At 41.1% G+C, this 18306-nt stretch carries 14 protein-coding genes and 1 pseudogene; 10 read left to right on the top strand and 5 right to left on the bottom strand.

Annotation, left to right across the window (positions count from 1 at the left end):
* Window positions 1-140: 140 nt before the first annotated feature.
* Window positions 141-992 (bottom strand): alpha/beta hydrolase family protein, encoded by an 852-nt coding sequence (locus tag B1A98_RS03110; protein WP_063385808.1) that lies wholly within the window; start codon window positions 990-992, stop codon window positions 141-143.
* 622 nt (window positions 993-1614) lie between these two features.
* On the opposite strand from B1A98_RS03110, the gene B1A98_RS03105 reads away from it, so the two are divergent.
* The 7 genes and pseudogenes from B1A98_RS03105 to B1A98_RS03075 all read left to right on the top strand — a co-directional run bounded on the left by B1A98_RS03105 (window position 1615) and on the right by B1A98_RS03075 (window position 10685).
* Window positions 1615-2334, top strand: a complete 720-nt coding sequence (locus tag B1A98_RS03105; RefSeq protein ID WP_063385809.1) for an ABC transporter ATP-binding protein — start codon at window positions 1615-1617, stop codon at window positions 2332-2334.
* A complete protein-coding gene (locus tag B1A98_RS03100; RefSeq protein ID WP_063385810.1) occupies window positions 2303-4765 on the top strand; it encodes an ABC transporter permease in 2463 nt (820 codons plus the stop codon). Before B1A98_RS03105 ends, B1A98_RS03100 begins: the two co-directional genes overlap by 32 nt.
* 4 nt (window positions 4766-4769) lie before the next feature.
* Window positions 4770-5273, top strand: coding sequence for a PadR family transcriptional regulator (locus B1A98_RS03095; protein WP_063385811.1), 504 nt, complete (start codon window positions 4770-4772; stop codon window positions 5271-5273).
* 267 nt (window positions 5274-5540) lie between these two features.
* Entirely contained in the window at window positions 5541-6845 is a 1305-nt protein-coding gene (locus B1A98_RS03090; RefSeq protein ID WP_063385812.1) for a hypothetical protein, read from the top strand.
* Between the two features lie 130 nt (window positions 6846-6975).
* Window positions 6976-8385: a YfcC family protein gene (locus B1A98_RS03085; protein ID WP_063385813.1), complete on the top strand. Its 1410-nt coding sequence runs from the start codon at window positions 6976-6978 to the stop codon at window positions 8383-8385.
* Window positions 8386-8406: 21 nt separating this feature from the next.
* Window positions 8407-9589, top strand: a pseudogene (locus tag B1A98_RS03080) (M20 metallopeptidase family protein).
* Window positions 9570-10685 (top strand): mandelate racemase/muconate lactonizing enzyme family protein, encoded by a 1116-nt coding sequence (locus tag B1A98_RS03075; protein ID WP_063385814.1) that lies wholly within the window; start codon window positions 9570-9572, stop codon window positions 10683-10685. The pseudogene B1A98_RS03080 and the gene B1A98_RS03075 overlap by 20 nt, the downstream one beginning before the upstream one ends.
* A 153-nt stretch (window positions 10686-10838) precedes the next feature.
* On the opposite strand, the gene B1A98_RS03070 is transcribed toward B1A98_RS03075, so the two are convergent.
* The gene (locus B1A98_RS03070; protein ID WP_063385815.1) at window positions 10839-12323 is read right to left on the bottom strand and encodes a flavin monoamine oxidase family protein; all 1485 of its coding nucleotides are present in this window, start codon (window positions 12321-12323) and stop codon (window positions 10839-10841) included.
* A 675-nt stretch (window positions 12324-12998) separates the two neighbouring features.
* Here B1A98_RS03070 and B1A98_RS03065 point away from each other — a divergent pair.
* Both B1A98_RS03065 and B1A98_RS03060 read left to right on the top strand, forming a co-directional pair.
* Window positions 12999-13658, top strand: coding sequence for a GntR family transcriptional regulator (locus tag B1A98_RS03065; protein ID WP_063385816.1), 660 nt, complete (start codon window positions 12999-13001; stop codon window positions 13656-13658).
* 515 nt (window positions 13659-14173) lie between these two features.
* On the top strand, window positions 14174-15172 hold the full coding sequence (locus tag B1A98_RS03060; protein ID WP_063385817.1) for a TauD/TfdA family dioxygenase: 999 nt from the start codon (window positions 14174-14176) through the stop codon (window positions 15170-15172).
* A 231-nt stretch (window positions 15173-15403) separates the two neighbouring features.
* Here the strand turns inward: B1A98_RS03060 and B1A98_RS03055 are convergent, their stop codons facing one another.
* Both B1A98_RS03055 and B1A98_RS20175 read right to left on the bottom strand, forming a co-directional pair.
* Window positions 15404-15961: a DUF4256 domain-containing protein gene (locus B1A98_RS03055; RefSeq protein ID WP_063385818.1), complete on the bottom strand. Its 558-nt coding sequence runs from the start codon at window positions 15959-15961 to the stop codon at window positions 15404-15406.
* A 123-nt stretch (window positions 15962-16084) separates the two neighbouring features.
* Window positions 16085-16267 carry a hypothetical protein gene (locus tag B1A98_RS20175; RefSeq protein ID WP_063385819.1) on the bottom strand — a complete coding sequence of 61 codons (183 nt, stop codon included), beginning with the start codon at window positions 16265-16267 and terminating at the stop codon, window positions 16085-16087.
* 114 nt (window positions 16268-16381) lie between these two features.
* Here B1A98_RS20175 and B1A98_RS03050 point away from each other — a divergent pair, with 114 nt between their 5' ends.
* Complete coding sequence (locus B1A98_RS03050) at window positions 16382-17572, top strand: RtcB family protein (RefSeq protein WP_063385869.1); 1191 nt, start codon at window positions 16382-16384, stop codon at window positions 17570-17572.
* A gap of 138 nt (window positions 17573-17710) precedes the next feature.
* On the opposite strand, the gene B1A98_RS03045 is transcribed toward B1A98_RS03050, so the two are convergent.
* Window positions 17711-18244, bottom strand: coding sequence for an SMI1/KNR4 family protein (locus B1A98_RS03045; RefSeq protein WP_063385870.1), 534 nt, complete (start codon window positions 18242-18244; stop codon window positions 17711-17713).
* Window positions 18245-18306 lie beyond the last annotated feature (62 nt).

The following is an 18306-nucleotide window of genomic DNA, read 5'->3' as shown; positions in this document are numbered from 1 at the left end:
ACTAGATGTAGGCCGCATTCTTACTAGAGGAATGCGGCCTACATCATTTTTAATCTATTTCTATATGTGATGCTCCATTCAAGTGGCTGATTCTGGAATTATTTAGGTTGTTGAAACGGACTCATAAGCTTAAACGCTGATCAATCATTCCGTCCTAACTGCTTAATCATCCACTGGGTACGTTCTTGATAGGCAAGACGGCAATTCGTGAAAAGATGATCCGTTTTATACCAGGAAATCTTCTTTGGCAAGCTTGCAGCAGAATAGAATGTATCTGCTTGATGCTTTGGCACAAATTCGTCATCATAAGCAAATTGAAAGAACAGTGACGCAGGAGCAGCTTTATTTATGTAATGAACCGCATCCAGCGGCTCCAATTCAGAAATAAACTTCTGAAACGGTTGTTTGGGGAGTGCGGTGCGAATCAATGCCGCTAATGGGTGCTCACTTGTTTTATGCCACTCAGATACACTGGAGAAGCCAGCCATTAAAACATAGGATTGAATCCGTTTTTCAACCCCGGCAAGAACTCCTCCCCAAGTCGCACCCAAACTATGGCCAATATAGGCAAGACGGTTTGAATCAATGTTTTCGAAGCTGCAAAGAAGATCAATACCCCTTTGAATGTCAACTACTGTCTGGGCATATTGACTAACCGCAGTGATTGTCTTGATCATCAGATTAAATTGCTCCTCCTCCGATAAGTCCTTAGGAGGCTGACTTCGCATGGCAGGGGCAGCAATTAAAAGAGAGACTATTCCTTTGGAAGCTAAAGATTCAGCCTCAAGCAAAAAAGTTGAGCGGCTGCCTTGCCCTGGATGCATAAAAACAACTGCTGGCAAAGGACCGTCAGTATCTGGAACGACTAGATAGGCAGGCACTTTCCCGCCATATGGACTTATATAAGACACATCCTTAACCGCATAACCATCCTTTTCAATACTCGAGTATTCTTCGAAACCTAAAGACAAAGAACGATCATAATTAAGCACGAACCCCACCCCTTTAAGGTTATTCAAAACCGCCAGTGTTTGTATTTATATTACCACAATTTACCTCTGTATTTTAGGAAAATTCTGCTCATAAATGGACTTGTACAGATAGTTCCTTGGAAAGCCAGGGTCTCAAACGGGCTCGCCTCTTTATTAACATTCATTTGGTTGCAGAACAAACTTTCGTGTTTGTCAGTAGAATTATACATTGTTACACGTAAGACGTTGGATTTTCTAAAAGAAGGATAAGAGACAATCGTCATCCTTTGGTTAAGTATAAATATTATATTTCATTATGTGCAAAATTCATATAAATAATCACCCATTACGCAGCAAGAGAATTTGCCTCCAGACAAATAGATAAAAGAGAGAAGATGCCAATGGCACTTATTTTTATCACTGCAGTACGAGGCCGTATGGTGAGCTGCCTTTAGTTAAACTTGATAGAAAACAACCGCTTGATACAGCCTAATTATCTTCTTTAGCACTTTCAGAATATATTTATTTAGTATATATACTTTAAGGGCTTTTTTAAGGAAAAATAAAAAATAATTTATTTTATTCTTCTATTAGATATATACTTAGTATATAATCATAAAGGAAAATGATGGGAGGAGAAGCTATGATTAAAGTGACCAATCTAACAAAGGAGTTTGTACAGGGGCAAGAAAGAACGCAAGTGTTGAAAGGTATTGATCTGCATATTGAAGAAGGGGAGTTCGTGGCTATAATGGGTCCAAGCGGCTCTGGAAAAAGCACCTTGCTTCAATTGCTGGGGGGATTGGATGTGCCTACCAAGGGAGATATACAAGTTGATCAGCACTTTTTAAATAAAATGAAAGAAAGAGAAAGAACAATATTTCGAAGACAAAAGTTAGGCTTTATCTTTCAAAATTATCAATTGCTGCCGACTTTAACTGTGGAGGAAAATATCGCATTCCCGCTTCACGCAGACGGAAAATTAACGAATGAAAAAAATAAATGGATTCGTGAATTAATTGCTTCTGTAGGATTAGAGGGCTTAAATCGCAAGCGTGCCAATCTGTTAAGCGGCGGTCAGCAGCAGCGTGTGGCTATAGCTAGAGCACTTGTTAACCATCCAGCTGTGCTATTAGCGGATGAACCGACAGGAAACTTAGACAGGGCTAAGGCAGAAGAAATTCTTGTTTTATTGTCAACGTTTCACCGTAAGAAAAAGCAAACGATTGTAATGGTTACACATGATATTTTTGCAGCCGGTTTTGCAGATCGCCTTATCCTTTTTAAAGATGGAGGAATAGATCAAGTGATATCCAGGAAGGAGGAGGACTATGCTAAATATTTGGCGAATTTCATGGCGTAATATAACCCAAAACAAAAAAAGATTTTTCTTTACATTGCTGGCTATGATACTGGGGACGTCTTTTTTAACGTCTATGCTGGCAGCCGATAAAACAACAAAGGACGTATTTGACTATTATGAGCAAATGTATGTGGCTAATGCAGACTATTGGGTGCTGAGTGATGAACATACCTATCCTGAGAAGCTGATCTCGTCCATTCAAAAGGATTCTGCGGTCACTCATACACTGCTTGCCCTTGATAAGCAAGCCTTCTTGGAACTTGACGATGATCACTCTTTGAATGAGAGGTCGGTTCGAATTACAGGAGTAAATGATCAAAATAGCCCTTTACTGAAGCTCCCAGTCATTGAAGGCAGCTTAGATAATAAAGGAATCATATTGCCGGAAGCTGCTGCAAAGCTGTTGGGAAAAGGAGTTGGGGATACCGTTCGGTTTACCGATATGGGAGAGGCGAAAGTTTCTGCTATTGTTGAGTACACACAACTGCTTGCGAGTCCCAGTGATTGGGAAAGTGCAGAATCAACCAGCTTTCGCGTGATGGCTCCGCTTGAAATGTTAAGAGAGTGGACAGGAAAGAATGACGAGATTTCCTATATGCGCTTTCAAGTCGATGGGGACGGCACGGATCTCTTTCACTCTTTTCAGCAAGCATCCCTCGGCTCTGACGTTTATATAGAGCCAGTTGTGGCGGATGATCTCCAGAGCAATGATATAAGCGGACTTTACACCTTCTTCTATTTAATTGCGGGACTATCCATATTTATTAGCGGGTTTATTGTGTTTAATGTGATTTACACAAGCGTTATAGAAAGAAAAAAAGAATTTGCTATAATGAAAAGTTTAGGCTACACACAAGGCTCTGTCTCTAAACTTATTCTTATCGAAATGCTTCTGTTAGCAGGGCTCAGTACAGCTGTTGGTGTTCCGCTTGGCATATGGCTGGGGGATCTGTTTATGCAAGCTCTTCTTAGTGTCTTTGAGTTTGATATGGTCTACACATTAAATTGGAAGCTGCCCATGCTGCTGGCCATTGTTATCGGGTTGCTGGTCCCTGTCATATTTTCGCTTTTTCCTATTTACAATGCAGGCAAGACCTCGATTTTACTGGCATTAAAAACAGCCAATCAAACGTCCGCATCCTCAAGACGGCATTTTCTTAGAACGGCCGCCGGTGCAGCGCTTCTTGGCTTTATGTTTATCGATCACCCCGTTTCATATATAGCTATATTAATAGGTGTGATTCTTTTATTCCCTTTGCTCTTGTCAGGTTTAAGCAAACTAGTAACGCCCGTTTTGAAACATCTTTTTAATTATGCTGGCATCATGGCTGTAAAAAATCTCTCGCAGCAAATAAATCGCAATGCAAATACAGCTGCTATCCTTGCTATCGGCATATCGATTATATTATTGCTTGGTGCAGCGGTAGAGTCAGCCCCAAAAGGATACGAAAAAGAAATAAGGGATACATATGGGGGAGATATGAGAGTGACATCTGAGGCACCGTGGTCCTCCGAAGATAGGGCAAAGCTGCTTTCTTATGATGACGTGGCCGATGTTGAAACATTAACTGAAGCCACGCCGATTACTTGGGAAACAAAAGACGGAAGAAGCAGACAATTTTCTGTTCTTTCTGTAAGTGAAAAGGGCCCCTCATTATTTGCTGATCCCCGCGAGAAGAATTTGTATAAAAAGCTAAAACAGGAGCCTTCTGTCCTGCTTGGAAATCGCGCTTTTGACGAGTGGGGCGGAGAAGTTGGACAAAGCATCCTGATGAATACACCAAATGGCGAACAGCATTTTAAAGTGGCTGGAGTTGTGAAAACCTCGCATTACTCTGGTTATGTCGCATTTATGGATGAGGAATATCTTCATAACGATTTTGGATGGACCACTAGCTTTGATTTGCTGCTCACGATAAACAGTGAAGCGGGCGATTCTATTCGTGAGCGCTTATGGTCTGATTTTGGTGATCATCTTTCAAAGGTCCAAACCGTCGAGGATGAAATTGCCTCTACGACCTCAGCCATTTCCGGTATGAATGATCTTATTTTAGTCATGTTGTTTTTGATCATCAGCCTGGCCAGTATAGGTACGGCTAATACGCTGCTGATGAATAGTTTAGAACGTGTATCCGAGATAGGAACGATGCGGGCCCTTGGCTTTACTAAACGGCAGGTTAGCAGCATGATACTTGCTGAAGGTATGCTCATCGGCTTATCAGGAGTGGTTGGGGGTGTTGCAACAGGTGTGATTTTAGTATATATAACAAGTAAATCCCAGCTGATAGAGGGGTTTGTGTCTTTCCAATTACCATTGGACAATATTATACTAGCAATGATTGCCGGAGTTTCTCTAAGCCTCTGTGCAGCCTGGATTTCCAGCAAAAGCGCAAGTAAAATGGATATCCAATCATCACTTAAAGAAGGTTGATAATTTGTCAGTAAAGTATGGGATTTTAACATCATTATTCCGGCAAAGGCATCATGGGTACGAATTGAAATTAGAGGTAGATTCTCTGCTTGGAATTAAAGGAAAAATTAATCCTGGCCAGGTTTATACTACTCTTGATCGCTTGATGCGTGACCAGCTTGTCTCATCTCCGGGATGGGATGATCAGGAAAGAAAGTTGTTTCAGTTAGAATCAAGGGGGAAAGATGAGCTGGAAAAGTGGCTGCTGGAGCCTGTGCCTTATTATACGGCCAAAGAGGATTTTTTCTTTAAATGGAACTGCGCTCGAAAAATTCATTTTGCTCAGGAAAAGCAAATGCTCGAACAGCAAAAAGAAATGATTATTAAAGAGGTGATGGAATTAACGAAATTAAAAACCGAATTCTTGCTGCAAGGCGAGGAAAATAAATATTTATTAATTACTGGAACGCTGCTGCACTTAGAGGCAGACCTGAACTGGATAAATCAAGTAGAGAATCGAAGCCGTTGATATCGATGCTACAGCTGTTGCCTATCCATGGAAGCTAAACATAAAAGCTGTTGTTTGACCAATATAAAAAACTTATTCCGAGCGTCACCTGCTGGTGGCGTTTTTATCATTTTAATTTTCAGCAACTATCACAAGATGATTTGGAAGGGTCTCAAAATTTTTTGTTCGAACCGATATTTATTGTACTATTAAAATAACGAAGGGAATGGCACCTAAACTAATATGGTTTTTAGCTGACTTTAGATGTTTATATGAGGGGGATGTAGCTTGATAAAAGTAGCATTGTTCGGACCGGAGGAAGCAGTGAATCTAGTAAAAAAATATGATTCTATTATCGAAGAAATAGAATTACAGCCTTTTATTTATCAAACAACAGAAGATATGGAAACACTCATTACTCAAGCTGTACACTGTGACGTTTATTTATTTTCCGGTATCTTGCCCTATTTCTATACAAAAAAAATCTTGGGCAGTTTCAGCAAGCCAGCCATTTACATAGCTGATAATGAGCTGGATGTGTCGTTGACTATATTGTCTGTCACTCATCATAAAGTGGCGGAACTAGACAGAATCTCCTTTGATTTGCCGGATCGCAGAAATCTGGATATTATTGTGAATCAACTGCAGATGAGCCCTAAGCCTGTTCATGTCTTGGATTATTCATGGGTGAAGTCGGACAGTGAAAGGAAGTTTGAAGTAGAGCCGATACTTAAATTCCACTATGAATTATGGCAGTCAGGGAAGGTGGACCTTTCTATTACGAGTATTCACGCTGTTTACGATCAATTAGTCCAATTAAACGTTCCATGCATGCGTATGATTGATGCGGAAAAAACGATCGTTGATGCCTTAAAAAAGGCGAAAAGTTTAGGAGAGCTGCAGCTGGCTAAATATTCGCAAATTGCTATGGGACATATTATGCTGTCAGCTAAGGATCAGGAGATCAAGAGTTTCGACCAATCCATAGTCAAAGAAGTGAATTTGCTTATCAAAAAAATCAATTGTACCGTTCAGCCAACAACTGATGGCTCCATTGTTTTTTATGGCACAAAAGGGGGGATTGACTATTTAATTGATAATCTCTATTTATTGGATAATGTATACAAGGCTGCAAATGAACAATCCGTTTATATTCATATGGGCGTTGGTTTAGGGATGACAATTGTGGAAGCAAAAAACCATGCGCAAATTGCTATATCCTTCTCCAGCAAGAAAGGATGCGATCATTCGATTCATATCGTGAATGAGGATAAAGTGGTCAGCAACCCGCAAAAATCAGCGGATCATCCGTCGATTCTTAAAACCGAGGATGAAAGAATCTTCGAGTTGGCTAAGCAATTAAAAATTAGTGTGACAAACGTGATGAAAATGAAGCAGTTTATAGAATCACGACCAGTGAATAGTTTTACATCTAGTGATATATCTGAGTACTTTGGGATTACAAAGAGAAGCTCTGAAAGAATGCTGAAGAAATACATGGAGTGCGGGTTTCTTCATATTATTGGAGAGGAGCAGCCATTCCAAAACGGACGGCCGAGAGCAATTTATCGATTAGATTTAAAATATAAATAAGAAAATGCTAAAATAAATGCATTTATTTTAAGAATAGTCAGAATTTTCATTGACTATTCTTTTTTTATCGTGTAGATTATATGTTAGTTACCGACCATATACCGACCACTTAGGGATAGGAGTGAAAACGATGGGTGAAACAAACAAGGATGGTTCAAGAAGGAGAAAATGGAAGCTTTACGTTCCGCATGTTTACGTCATACTTTTTTCGATCATTGTTATTTCGGCGATTGCTACATATGTCATACCTGCCGGACAATACGAACAAACAGAGGATAAGAATGGCCGCACAATAGTGATAGATGGAACCTACCATCATGTAGAACAGTCTCCAGCTTCATTTTTAGATGTTTTTCAATCCATTCACCAGGGGATGTTAAACTCCGCAAGTATTATTTTCTATATTTTTATTGTTGGCGGATCATTTGGTATTTTACACGCATCAGGGGCGATTCCGGCGGCTGTTGGAAGTATATCAAAAGCTATGAAGGGCAGGGAGTACTTGCTTATTCCTCTGTTGATGACATTCTTTGCCTTGTCAGGTGCCATGTTAGGTCTAGCTGAAGAAACGATTCCCTATATCACGATTTTAGTTCCACTGATGGTTTTAATTGGATACGATTCGATTGTTGGAGCGGCTATTGTCCTTTTAGGCACATCGGCTGGTTTCACCGCAGCATTTATGAATCCGTTTACAGTCGGTGTGGCACAGGGAATCGCACAGATACCCATATTTTCCGGTTTAGGATTCAGGATTGTCCTATGGGTTATATTTTTAAGTGTAAGTATTTGGTATGTTATGCGTTATGCCAATAAAGTAAAAAAAGATCCTAAACAGAGCGTATTGTATGGTTCGGGGATTAAAGAGTTTGATGCACCGGAGACGGTTGAAGAACTGACCACCCGCCACAAGCTTATTTTTCTAGTGTTACTTGGAACACTGGCAGGGCTTGCTGTTGGCGTGATGAAATATGGCTGGTATTTGACTGAAATTTCGGGTTTGTTCTTGTTCATGGGGATTTTAATGGGAATAATTGCAAAGATGAAAATTGATGCTATTGCAGAGGCTTTTATTGAAGGCTGCCGTGTTATAGTCATGGGTGCACTAGTTGTGGGGGTTGCTAATGCGATTCTTGTCATTTTGCAGGATGGAAAAGTTATGGACACGATTCTTTATGGATTTTCTTCATCCATCGGAGAATTGCCGTCAGGGCTCGCCGCATTCGGAATGTATATTGTTCAATGTGCACTAAACTTTATCGTTCCATCAGGCAGCGGCCAGGCAGCGTTAACGATGCCGATTATGGTACCGCTTTCAGATTTGGTTGGCGTAACGAGACAGACCGCTGTATTGGCTTTCCAATTCGGGGATGGAATCTCAAATATCTTTACGCCGACATCAGGTTATTTCATGGCAGGGCTTGCTTTAGCAAGAATTCCATGGTCGAAATGGGTGAAATGGATTTTCCCTTTAATTATTATTCACTATGTATTAGGCGCCATTTTTGTCACTGTGGCACATATGATTGGTTTTTCGTAATGAACGCGGAGGTGAAACAAGATGAAAATTGAAGCTGAATTAACGAATTGGATCGTTGAACAACGCCGCTATTTACATCAGAATCCTGAACTCTCTCATCAAGAAAAAATGACGAGGAGGTATATTAAAGAGCGGTTAACCGAAATGGGGATAGAAACGTACTCACTTACGGGTAAAGATGTAATTGGCATCATGAAAGGTGATCATGATGGAAAAGTCATTGGAATCCGGGCTGATATGGACGCATTACCGATTAAGGAAGAAACGGGTTTGCCGTTTGCCTCGACCAAACCCAATGTCATGCATGCCTGCGGTCATGATGGGCATATGGCTATTTTGCTTGGCATTGCAAAGGATTTATCTCATAAAAAAAGACAAGATCCATGGAACGGTTCTATTCATCTTTCAACATGCAGAGGAAGCACTGCCAGGAGGGGCCATTGAATTAGTCGACAAAAATTTGCTGAACGGTGTGGACGCGATGTTCGGCTATCATCTTTGGCAGCCGCTGGAATTAGGATTCATCGGTATTCATCAAGGTCCCGCCATGGCAGGAGTAGATCGCTTTTGCTTCACGATATACGGGAAGGGAGGGCATGGATCGATGCCTCACCAAACCGTTGATCCCACAGTGGTCATTTCGAATATCATTACACAAATGCAAACAATTGTCAGCAGAAGCCTTGATTCAAAAGACCAGGCAGTTGTAAGTATTGGTGAACTGCATTCAGGCTCGAATTATAATGTCATCCCTCATACCGCTTATGCATCTGGAGCTGTGCGTTATTTTGACAATGAAGTTTCGAAGCTAATAAGAAAACGAGTGGAAGCGATTATCAAAGGAGTTTGTGATTCATTTGGCGCTTCGTTTGAATTATCGTATGAACAAGGGGACCCGCCTTTACTGAATGATAAACAGCTCACAGCGTTTGTTCAAAAAAAAGCCATTGATATTTTTGGCGAAGAGCGTGTCGTTCAAATAAACCCAATTATGGGAAGTGAAGATTTTGCCCATTATTCAACTAGCATCCCAGCAACCTATACATTTATAGGGGTCGGAAAGCCCTCGCATCCGTATGGACATCATCACCCGAAATTTGATATAGATGAAGCTATGCTTCCAGCTGGTGTTGAATTATTTACCAACAGCGTGCTGGATTACTTGAAAGAGGAGGCGGACAAAAATGAAAATCCATTCAATTGAAGTGTTTGCTGTACGGCTTCCTTTGGTCAGCCCTTTCATCGTTAGTTATCATACATACCATGATATGCCGTCAATTATTGTGAAAATAGAGACTGACAACGGTTTAATAGGATATGGTGAAGGTACGCCAGATGAACATGTCACAGGGGAAACATGGGAAGGCACGTATGCTGTATTGAGTCAAACACTTGGCCCTGCGGTCATAGGCATGGATCCGTTTCAAATTGAAAAGATCCATGAGAAAATGAAGCGAACGATATTTGGGGCGACTACGGCCAAGGCAGCCATTGACATTGCCTGCTATGATTTAATGGGGAAAGCTTCTGGCCAGCCTGTTTATAATTTATTAGGCGGGCGCTATCATGAAAGCTTAGAGATTCCTAAAGTAATTAGTATATTATCACCGGATGAAATGGCTGAAGAAGCGATACAAGCAATGAAGGATGGCTACAAGACGCTGAAGCTGAAAGTAGGAACGGATATAAATCTCGATAGTGAGCGAATTCGCCAAGTGCGGAATGCGGTTGGTCCGGAAGTTCCCATTAAAGTAGATGCAAACCAAGGCTGGGAAAATAGCGCGGATGCCCTGCGTGTCCTCGGGGATGTTGTTGATTGCAAAATTGATTGGATTGAGCAGCCAGTTGCCGCTTCGGATATCGACGGGCTCAAGGAGATTAAGCAAAAAACCATGATCCCGGTTATGGTTGACGAAGGCCTTCATGGTGATAAAGAGATGCACGAAATTATCGTAAAAAGAGCAGCAGATAAGATCAACATTAAATTGATGAAATGCGGCGGGCTTTACCCAGCAGCACATTTAGTGCATCAAGCACAGATGGCAGGTTTGACTTGCCAAGTAGGGTCCATGGTAGAATCAGCTATCGCATCAGCTGCAGGGCTTCACTTATCTATTGCAAAGAAAAGAATTCAAAGCAATGAACTTGTTGGCCCGCTCATGTTTAGCAAAAATGTTGCTGAGATGGATTATAAGATCCCGTATGTTCATCTTTCTGATAAGCCCGGATTAGGCATTGAAATAAATGAAACGATCTTAAATGAATTAACGAGCCGCTGTGTGAAGGTTGAAAAGCACTAACATTTAGCCTCTTGATCGAGTATCAAGAGGCTTTTTATAGCTTTGGGACACTAAATATTTTCCCGTGTTCCCGCCTTGAGAATCTAACATCTGCTTGTTTTTCACTTTCGATTAGTGCCCTAAAGGAATATAGCTGCCAGATAGTCAACCGATTCAGGAGCCAAAGAATGTTCTGGGCAAATCATTGACTTCATATGCCGCCCGGATTCCAGATTCGATGGCTCCTTGAATCCAGGCGTGGGCAGTTGAGGCATGTTCACCAGCAAAATGAATTCTTCCTTCTGGGGTGGATATATGGGGGGATAATTCTTTTATCTGTTCCGGCTTAAACATAGTGAAAGCTCCGGCAGCATACGGATCTCGATTCCAGCTGTGGCTCGCCCCTCCTTCGAAATCACGATACACCTGTTCACCATGTATGGCAGCTAAGTTTTTTAAAACATACTCCATGCGCACACCCTCCTCCAGGCTATCCCAGGGGACAGTATCATCACCCCATGTATAACTGCCCAAAATCACCCCCGAACCTTGTGTGCCAATGCCGCGGCTTGGGTAATGGACATATTTAATGGGGAGATCCGTAATCGTTTGGCCGCCATGGAGTCCTTGTTTTTCCCAGAACCTATTTTTGAACTCGATACCTGTTTTGGTAGCTCCAACATAGTGAAGTTCCCGAATGGCTTTCCATTTGTTTTGCGAAAATGAATGATAAGGCTCTACTTCGACGAATTGCAGAGTGGAAAAAGGAAGAGTAACAATCGCCAGGTCACCAGTCATTTGAAATGATCCTAAGACTTTATGGGCAGTATGGAGTGTCACTTGGCTGTTCTCCTGTACGATTCTCTTTAAGCTGTGTCCATAGCGGAGCTCATCTTTCAGCTGAGCAGTGAAAGCTTTGGGCAGCTGATCGTTCCCCCCGGTGATTTCATAAAACTTAATCGCAGGGATAAAAAGGATGAAAAGTTCACGTAATACATCTAAGAAAGAAAGCTCCGAAAGTCCCTCAAGCGTAAGGACGACCTTGATCATTTCAATGGCACCTGCGGATAAGGTGACTCCGTATGGGTTATATCTCAAATAATGATCCATTGAATATTTATCTAAAGCTCTTATGACCCGCGGCCAATTCTTTCTTGGATTTTGCTCAATAAAATCAGTTATCGGCTTTGCTGCTAACTGAAGCAGTTCTGCAGCAGTTTTCCCTTTTTCATGAGGATAAACAGGGTATTGCAGAATATCTGGATTCTGTTCATATTTCATTAAACGGATTTTTTTCCCTTTCACATAGAGGATGTCATTAGGGGTGGATTGAATAAATTCATTGATTGGAAGCCGGAATTTTTTAATATATTCCATCGTCAGCAAATGAGTGTGCGGGATGCGCATGGCTCCCGCCTCCAGGTATTGTTGGTTTTTAAAACGGCCCTTCAGCGTATAGATCCTTCCGCCAACCCTGTCTGCAGCTTCAAGAATAGTGACATTGTGTCCAGCCTGCTTAAGCAAGGACGCCGCAACCAATCCAGCCATACCTGCACCAACAATCATAATTTTCTTGGGAATATTGGTTTTTTCAAGCCCATTTCTTATAATTGAAATCATTTGTTCCGAGGACAAATGAGGAAATACGTAACTGAACATGCTATTCCTCCTCAAGGCAGAGAATTAATAAAGTATGCCTTCCTATCAATCTATTCAAATAAAAACTGGAATTATGATAAGAAAAGAAATTGCCCCAGTTTTATTCACGCTCAACCAATAGCTAGAATGTGAAGCAGGGGGTGAAAATTGCATCAACTTGTGCTCCAGACATAACATGAAGCCCTTCTGGAGAGAAGGGGGTTTCCGTGATATGGGTATTCCTGGAGTAACCATGGACAAGCATTCAAGCTGATAGCTATTTTCAATATTTTCCTTGGATGTTGACAGTATTTTTGTCAAATATGATTACTTTAAAGGTGGTCTTTCCCCTTATGAGGCCCATGTGGTCTTTAAAAAAAGATACGGCAAAAGAGATTTTGTATGGATGGAAAGACAGTGAAAAGAAAGAAGTTGTTTATGCGGGTTATTCATCTCATTGAAAAGGCTGCCCCTTCGTGCATACGGGAATCGTTGTAGCTTTAGTCAATAGGCATGGAGGAGCTGCGCTTTCTTCTTCATGTAGAGATTCCGCTAGAATCTCCCAACTTTTCAGCCTTGAAGTTCTCATCATTGCTCAATGCCATGAAATTATATAAAATAATAAAAAAGAATAAGAGGCTGTAAATTCGAAATTTTTAGATTTTTTCACTATGAAAATTGATTGGAGATGAACGAATGGATAATGTCATAAAATCCGAACCCCTCCACCTTCAAGCGTATGCCATCATTAAATCTTCTATCTTGGAAGGGGTCTTCCAATCTGGAGAAAGGGTGGTTGAATCTAAATTAGCAAGCAAATTTGGGGTAAGCAGGGGACCGATTAGAGAGGCGATTCGGATGCTGATTCAAGACGGCCTTCTCACACAGCATGATGGGCTTGTCCAAGTTTTTCAGCCCACTCATCAAGATATTGTTGACATTTTACAATGCCGTCAAGGCTTAGAGGCCATAGCTGTCCGGTTAGCGACCAACTCTCTCTCTTCGCATGAAAAAGAAAGGCTGTCACATTGCATTGATCAAACAAGAGAGGCCTACAAACAAAATAACTTTAAAAAATTAGTATTGTTTGATCAACAATTTCACGATTTAATCATTGAAGGATCAAGAAATAAACAGCTGATTCAGCTGATGGAGGTGATTAAATCCAAAGTGATCTATATCCGTAATCATATTATCCCTAATGAATGTATTCATCCAATTTCAGATGAGCATGAACGGATCTGCCAGGCGATCCTGGAAGGAGACGAAGAAAGAGCAGTGAGAGAAATGAATGATCATATCGACAAAGGACTAGAAAATATGTTAAAAGTTCTGTCTTTGAATAAGAATGAATAAACAGATGGTTGAATAAATAGCGCGAGAATAAACCTTAAGGAGAACCAGCCTTCCTTAAGGTTTATTAAGTTTTCAAAGTTGTTGACTGTTAACCGTTGACAATATAAACCAAATCATGTTATTTTTCTTAATATACAAAATTATTGAATTTTTCAACAATTTTATGTGATATAAGCAAAGGGGGGGATAATGGTTCTTGGCTGAGGTTAAACGTTTCTATGCGGAAGCTTAGCTTGCTTTTCTAAATGAACTTTAAGCTGTTTAAGCTCGTTCATCACAGGAAACAGTCGGGCGGTATATCCCCATGAAAAAGTGTTGCCAAGTTCCGGTGATGCTCAAGGCAGCCATCCGCATGCCGCCCTGATGAAGCATGAGTTTTTCCGGTTCACAAGCAATCCGATTGGGGAGAGCCAGGTCGGCTGATATCGCTGTTAATGCCTCTGGATCGTATCGAAAAAGCACAGCCTGATTTTGGGAGGAATACATTCATTCATAATTTAAAAGGAGGAAGAGTGATGGGAATCATTTTAAAGGAAAAAGTTCAAGGGCCAGCTGTCTGGAAGGGAAAAGAACTGCTGCAAGACGATTCCTGGATTTATTATTGGTCAAAAGACGCTATTGCTTCTCTTGAAAATGCTTTGCGGCATGTACAGGAAAAGGGATTAAAGGCACCGGATTTTATTAAAGAAGATTTTCCGATTCCTGACCTCGCTAATGAGATCGCTTACTTTGTGGAAGAATTGGAGAATGGCCGAGGATTTCTGCTCCTTCGCGGACTGCCGGTTGAACAATATACAGATGAACAGGCGAGCATCATTTACTATGGTCTTGGACTTCACATGGGCACGCCGGTTACGCAAAATGCAAAAGGGGATCTTTTAGGGCATGTGAAGAACATCGGGGAGAATAAGACAAAAAGTGTCCGGGTATATGAAACAAACGAACACCTTCCTTATCACACAGATTTATCCGATGTAGTCGGATTGTTTTCTCTTCGCAAAGCAAAATCAGGCGGTTTAAGCAGCCTGGCAAGTGCCATGACTCTTTATAATGAAGTGTTGGAAAAATACCCAGAGTACCTTGGAATTCTTTATCGTCCATACCTCATGGATCACCTTGGCGATGGCGGGCCGGACTTTACTCCGATTTTCAGCTATCATGATGGTAAATTAAGTTCCCGTTATATGAGAGGTTATATCGAATCGGCAACAGAGAAAGCAGGAACCCCTCTGTCTAAAGTGGAGACAGAAGCATTTGATGTAGTCGATTCCATCCTTCATGATGAGAATATCCGTCTGGATATGATGCTTGAACCGGGAGATATTCAATTTGCTAATAATTATATGGTTTGGCATTCCCGTACACTATTTGAAGACTATGATGAGGTGGAACGCAGACGCCATTTATTGAGGTTATGGCTCAAGATGCCTAATTCTCGAAAGCTGGCGCCAGATTTCCCAGGACGGAACGGGATTCCAAAACGTGAAAAAATAGCTGATAGCGTAAATGCTTAAAGAGATGAAATGAAGAAAGCCTAATGAGGGAGACCGCCAATACATTGCGGAACATATGAACTGTACAAACATGGACATAAAAAGCCGATTTTCCTGCATGAAGGAATTCATCGGCTTTATTTTTTTGAATGGGGGAAGGGAACAAGGAATTTCTTGTATTCCCGAATAAAATTAAAAGCCTTTTCTCGCGTGATCTGCTTTTTAATACTGATGTCGCCGTCTAAGCAAGGTTTAAATTCTGAGTGAGCCGCGAAAGCCCCTGGCAGCATAGTAGGCTTCCGCTCCATTGTGGTAGACGAAGACCTTGCCGAAACGCCGATCGTAAAAAAGGGCACCGCCGAGTTTTCTAATATCAGAGGGTGTTTGAATCCAGCTTGAGGTTTTCATATCGAAATCTTCAATTTTCTGCAGCGCTCGATATTGCTCTTCTGTCAAAAGTTCAATGCCCATGGCATCCGCCATATCAATAGCATTGTTTTCTGGCTTATGTTTTTTTCTTGACTCCAGACCTTCACGATCATAACAAACACTTCTGCGCCCTTTTGGACTTTCCGCTGAGCAATCATAAAAAAGATATTCGTCCTGCTGTTTATCATGGCCAATAACATCCGGTTCTCCGCCGGTTCTTTCCATTTCATGGAGCGACCACATTTTTTCAGGATTAGCTTCCAGCTTTACTTGGACTTTGCTCCATTCAAGCCCTTTATGGCGGCTCATGTTGTTCTCAAAACGATCTTTCAACACTCTAAATAATTCTTCGCGTTTTTCTAGCGGCAGCTCCATTGCCATAGTTGTATCCCCCTTATTGTTTGTGTCTATCTTGATTTAAGTATATATAACTGTTTGTTTTTTTACCTTAAATAAATCTGCTTCTTTACACTCTGCTGGATGGTGGAATAAGAAGCCTTCACCTCATCTTTCTTTAAATAAATAATCTTCCACAGCGTTTTTCACGGCCTGTTCTTCGGCGGCTTTCTTTTCTTCCTGTAAGTGCTGGAAGAAAAGAAAGAATGCTCCCATTAAAATAGCGGCAATCAATATAATCCAGCTCCACTTTTTGATGATGGTTTCCTCTTGCGAATGGCTTCTTATCATTTTGCGGCTGATGAAGTGAGAACATTATTTGAAACATCATGTATAATAGGGAAGAATGAAAATACAAATTTTAGTAAAATGTTTGTTAAATCAAAAGGGGGAGAAGATGACCATATGTTGCAATTGAAAGGGAAATACAATACAGCAAAAGTATTTACTGACAGTGTAGAACAAACGGCTATGTCTCAAATTATTGACCTATGTGACCAAGAGTTTGTTCAACATTCGAAGATTCGAATTATGCCGGATACTCATGCCGGAGCCGGCTGCACAATTGGCACAACCATGACGATTCAAGATAAAATTGTTCCCAACTTAGTGGGAGTCGATATCGGATGCGGGATGGAAGTGGCTGTAATTGATAAACATAAAACGGAAGTCAATTTCGATCAGCTTGATGATACTATACGCAAATTTGTACCGAGCGGCTTTAATGTCCGTTCCAGCAGCCAGCGCCATCCGCTTTCTAAGCGTGTCAATTTCAGAGACGTCCGAGCTCCATTTAATTTGAACCGGGCAAAGGATTCTATTGGTACACTCGGAGGCGGCAATCACTTTATCGAGCTAAATGAGATGGATGACCAAGTAGTATTGGTGATTCATTCTGGATCAAGAAATCTTGGTAAGCAGGTAGCTGAGTATTATCAGAAGCGCGCTTATGATGAGTTGACGGACATTACTGCGCAAAGGAAAGCAATTATTGAGCGGCTGAAAAAAGAGGGCCGGCAAGCAGAAATTCCTGAAGCTCTACAAGCAATCAGCAAGCCGAAAGTTTCAAAGGACCTAGCCTATCTGAAAGGCCAAGGCTTTGATGATTACATGAATGATATGAAAATAGCTCAGGAGTATGCTAGGTTAAACCGTAAAGCAATGGTAGATGAAATTGTGACACGTATGGAGTGGGCTATTGTTGATCATTTTACTACTATTCATAACTATATCGATATGGAGAATATGATTTTGCGTAAAGGCGCTATTTCTGCTCAACAAGATGAGCGCGTCATTGTTCCGATTAATATGAGAGAGGGTTCGATCATTGCCATGGGAAAAGGAAATCCCGATTGGAATTTCTCAGGACCGCATGGAGCGGGGCGCATCATGTCGCGATCTAAAGCTAAGCAAACGTTATCCCTGCACGACTTCGAGGATTCTATGAATGGCATATGGACCACATCCGTTGGAGAAAGCACACTTGATGAATCACCAATGGTTTATAAGTCTATAGATGAAATTATCAATAACGTTAAAGAGTCTTTAACGATTGAACGGGTAATTAAGCCTTTGTACAACTTTAAAGCCCATTAATATAATTTAGCTGAAGCCGTAACAGATAAATAGTCTAAAAGAAAACATGAGGGCACCTCGGCCTTCTTGCACTAATGCATCTGTTCGCTTCAGCATTTGTTCGCAGCTGTTAAATAAAATGTATATCCCATGCTGTGATTAATATTGTTCGCAATCTTCTTTTAAGCAAATCTCGATGAATTCAAAAATATTTCTTGCTTCCACAGAACGATTTCCCCAGTCATGCCAAAAGTATAATACTTGTCCTGCTGTGCCAGCGTCAGATGGATCTGTATCAATGCAAAGGTAATCACCGCCGCCATTGGCCGCAATAGGAATCCACTTGGAATTCCAAAGAAATGGCTTAAGCTCTTTTTCAATTTCTAACTCTAACCCATCATCTGGATCGAATTCTTCTTGTAGAAAACACCAATTATCAATAACTTCAGAAGTGGGTGACAAAGTCAGATTTCTTACAAACGGATTCGTTCCAAGCTCCCAAACTTGTCCGTTATACACCCTGTAAAGACTCTTTACTTCTTCAGGAAGTGTCATCCCCAATGTCTTCTCAATAAGTTGAAAATCTTCATCACTTGCGCCTGGCTGAAGATTTAATGATTCCTTAAAGCCACTCTCAAAATTTTCTCCTCTTTCAATCATACGCTCCCATAACCATTCTGCTTGGTTTATCATACTTTCCATCTTCTCCTCACCCCTCAAATATAATACTGCCAATAACAACAGGAATCAGGCTT

Source organism: Pseudobacillus badius (assembly GCF_002189605.1).
Classification (GTDB): domain Bacteria; phylum Bacillota; class Bacilli; order Bacillales; family Domibacillaceae; genus Pseudobacillus; species Pseudobacillus badius.
The sequence above is the reverse complement of the archived record's forward strand: the minus strand, read 5'-3'. Positions and strand labels throughout refer to the sequence as shown.

Excerpts from the sequence above, each read along its gene's own strand:
- B1A98_RS03105 (WP_063385809.1), top strand. The coding sequence starts at position 1,615 with ATGATTAAAGTGACCAATCTAACAAAGGAGTTTGTACAGGGGCAAGAA.
- B1A98_RS03100 (WP_063385810.1), top strand. The coding sequence starts at position 2,303 with ATGCTAAATATTTGGCGAATTTCATGGCGTAATATAACCCAAAACAAA.
- B1A98_RS03085 (WP_063385813.1), top strand. The coding sequence starts at position 6,976 with ATGGGTGAAACAAACAAGGATGGTTCAAGAAGGAGAAAATGGAAGCTT.
- B1A98_RS03075 (WP_063385814.1), top strand. The coding sequence starts at position 9,570 with ATGAAAATCCATTCAATTGAAGTGTTTGCTGTACGGCTTCCTTTGGTC.
- B1A98_RS03070 (WP_063385815.1), bottom strand. The coding sequence starts at position 12,323 with ATGTTCAGTTACGTATTTCCTCATTTGTCCTCGGAACAAATGATTTCA.
- B1A98_RS03065 (WP_063385816.1), top strand. The coding sequence starts at position 12,999 with ATGGATAATGTCATAAAATCCGAACCCCTCCACCTTCAAGCGTATGCC.
- B1A98_RS03060 (WP_063385817.1), top strand. The coding sequence starts at position 14,174 with ATGGGAATCATTTTAAAGGAAAAAGTTCAAGGGCCAGCTGTCTGGAAG.
- B1A98_RS03055 (WP_063385818.1), bottom strand. The coding sequence starts at position 15,961 with ATGGCAATGGAGCTGCCGCTAGAAAAACGCGAAGAATTATTTAGAGTG.
- B1A98_RS20175 (WP_063385819.1), bottom strand. The coding sequence starts at position 16,267 with ATGATAAGAAGCCATTCGCAAGAGGAAACCATCATCAAAAAGTGGAGC.
- B1A98_RS03050 (WP_063385869.1), top strand. The coding sequence starts at position 16,382 with ATGTTGCAATTGAAAGGGAAATACAATACAGCAAAAGTATTTACTGAC.
- B1A98_RS03045 (WP_063385870.1), bottom strand. The coding sequence starts at position 18,244 with ATGATAAACCAAGCAGAATGGTTATGGGAGCGTATGATTGAAAGAGGA.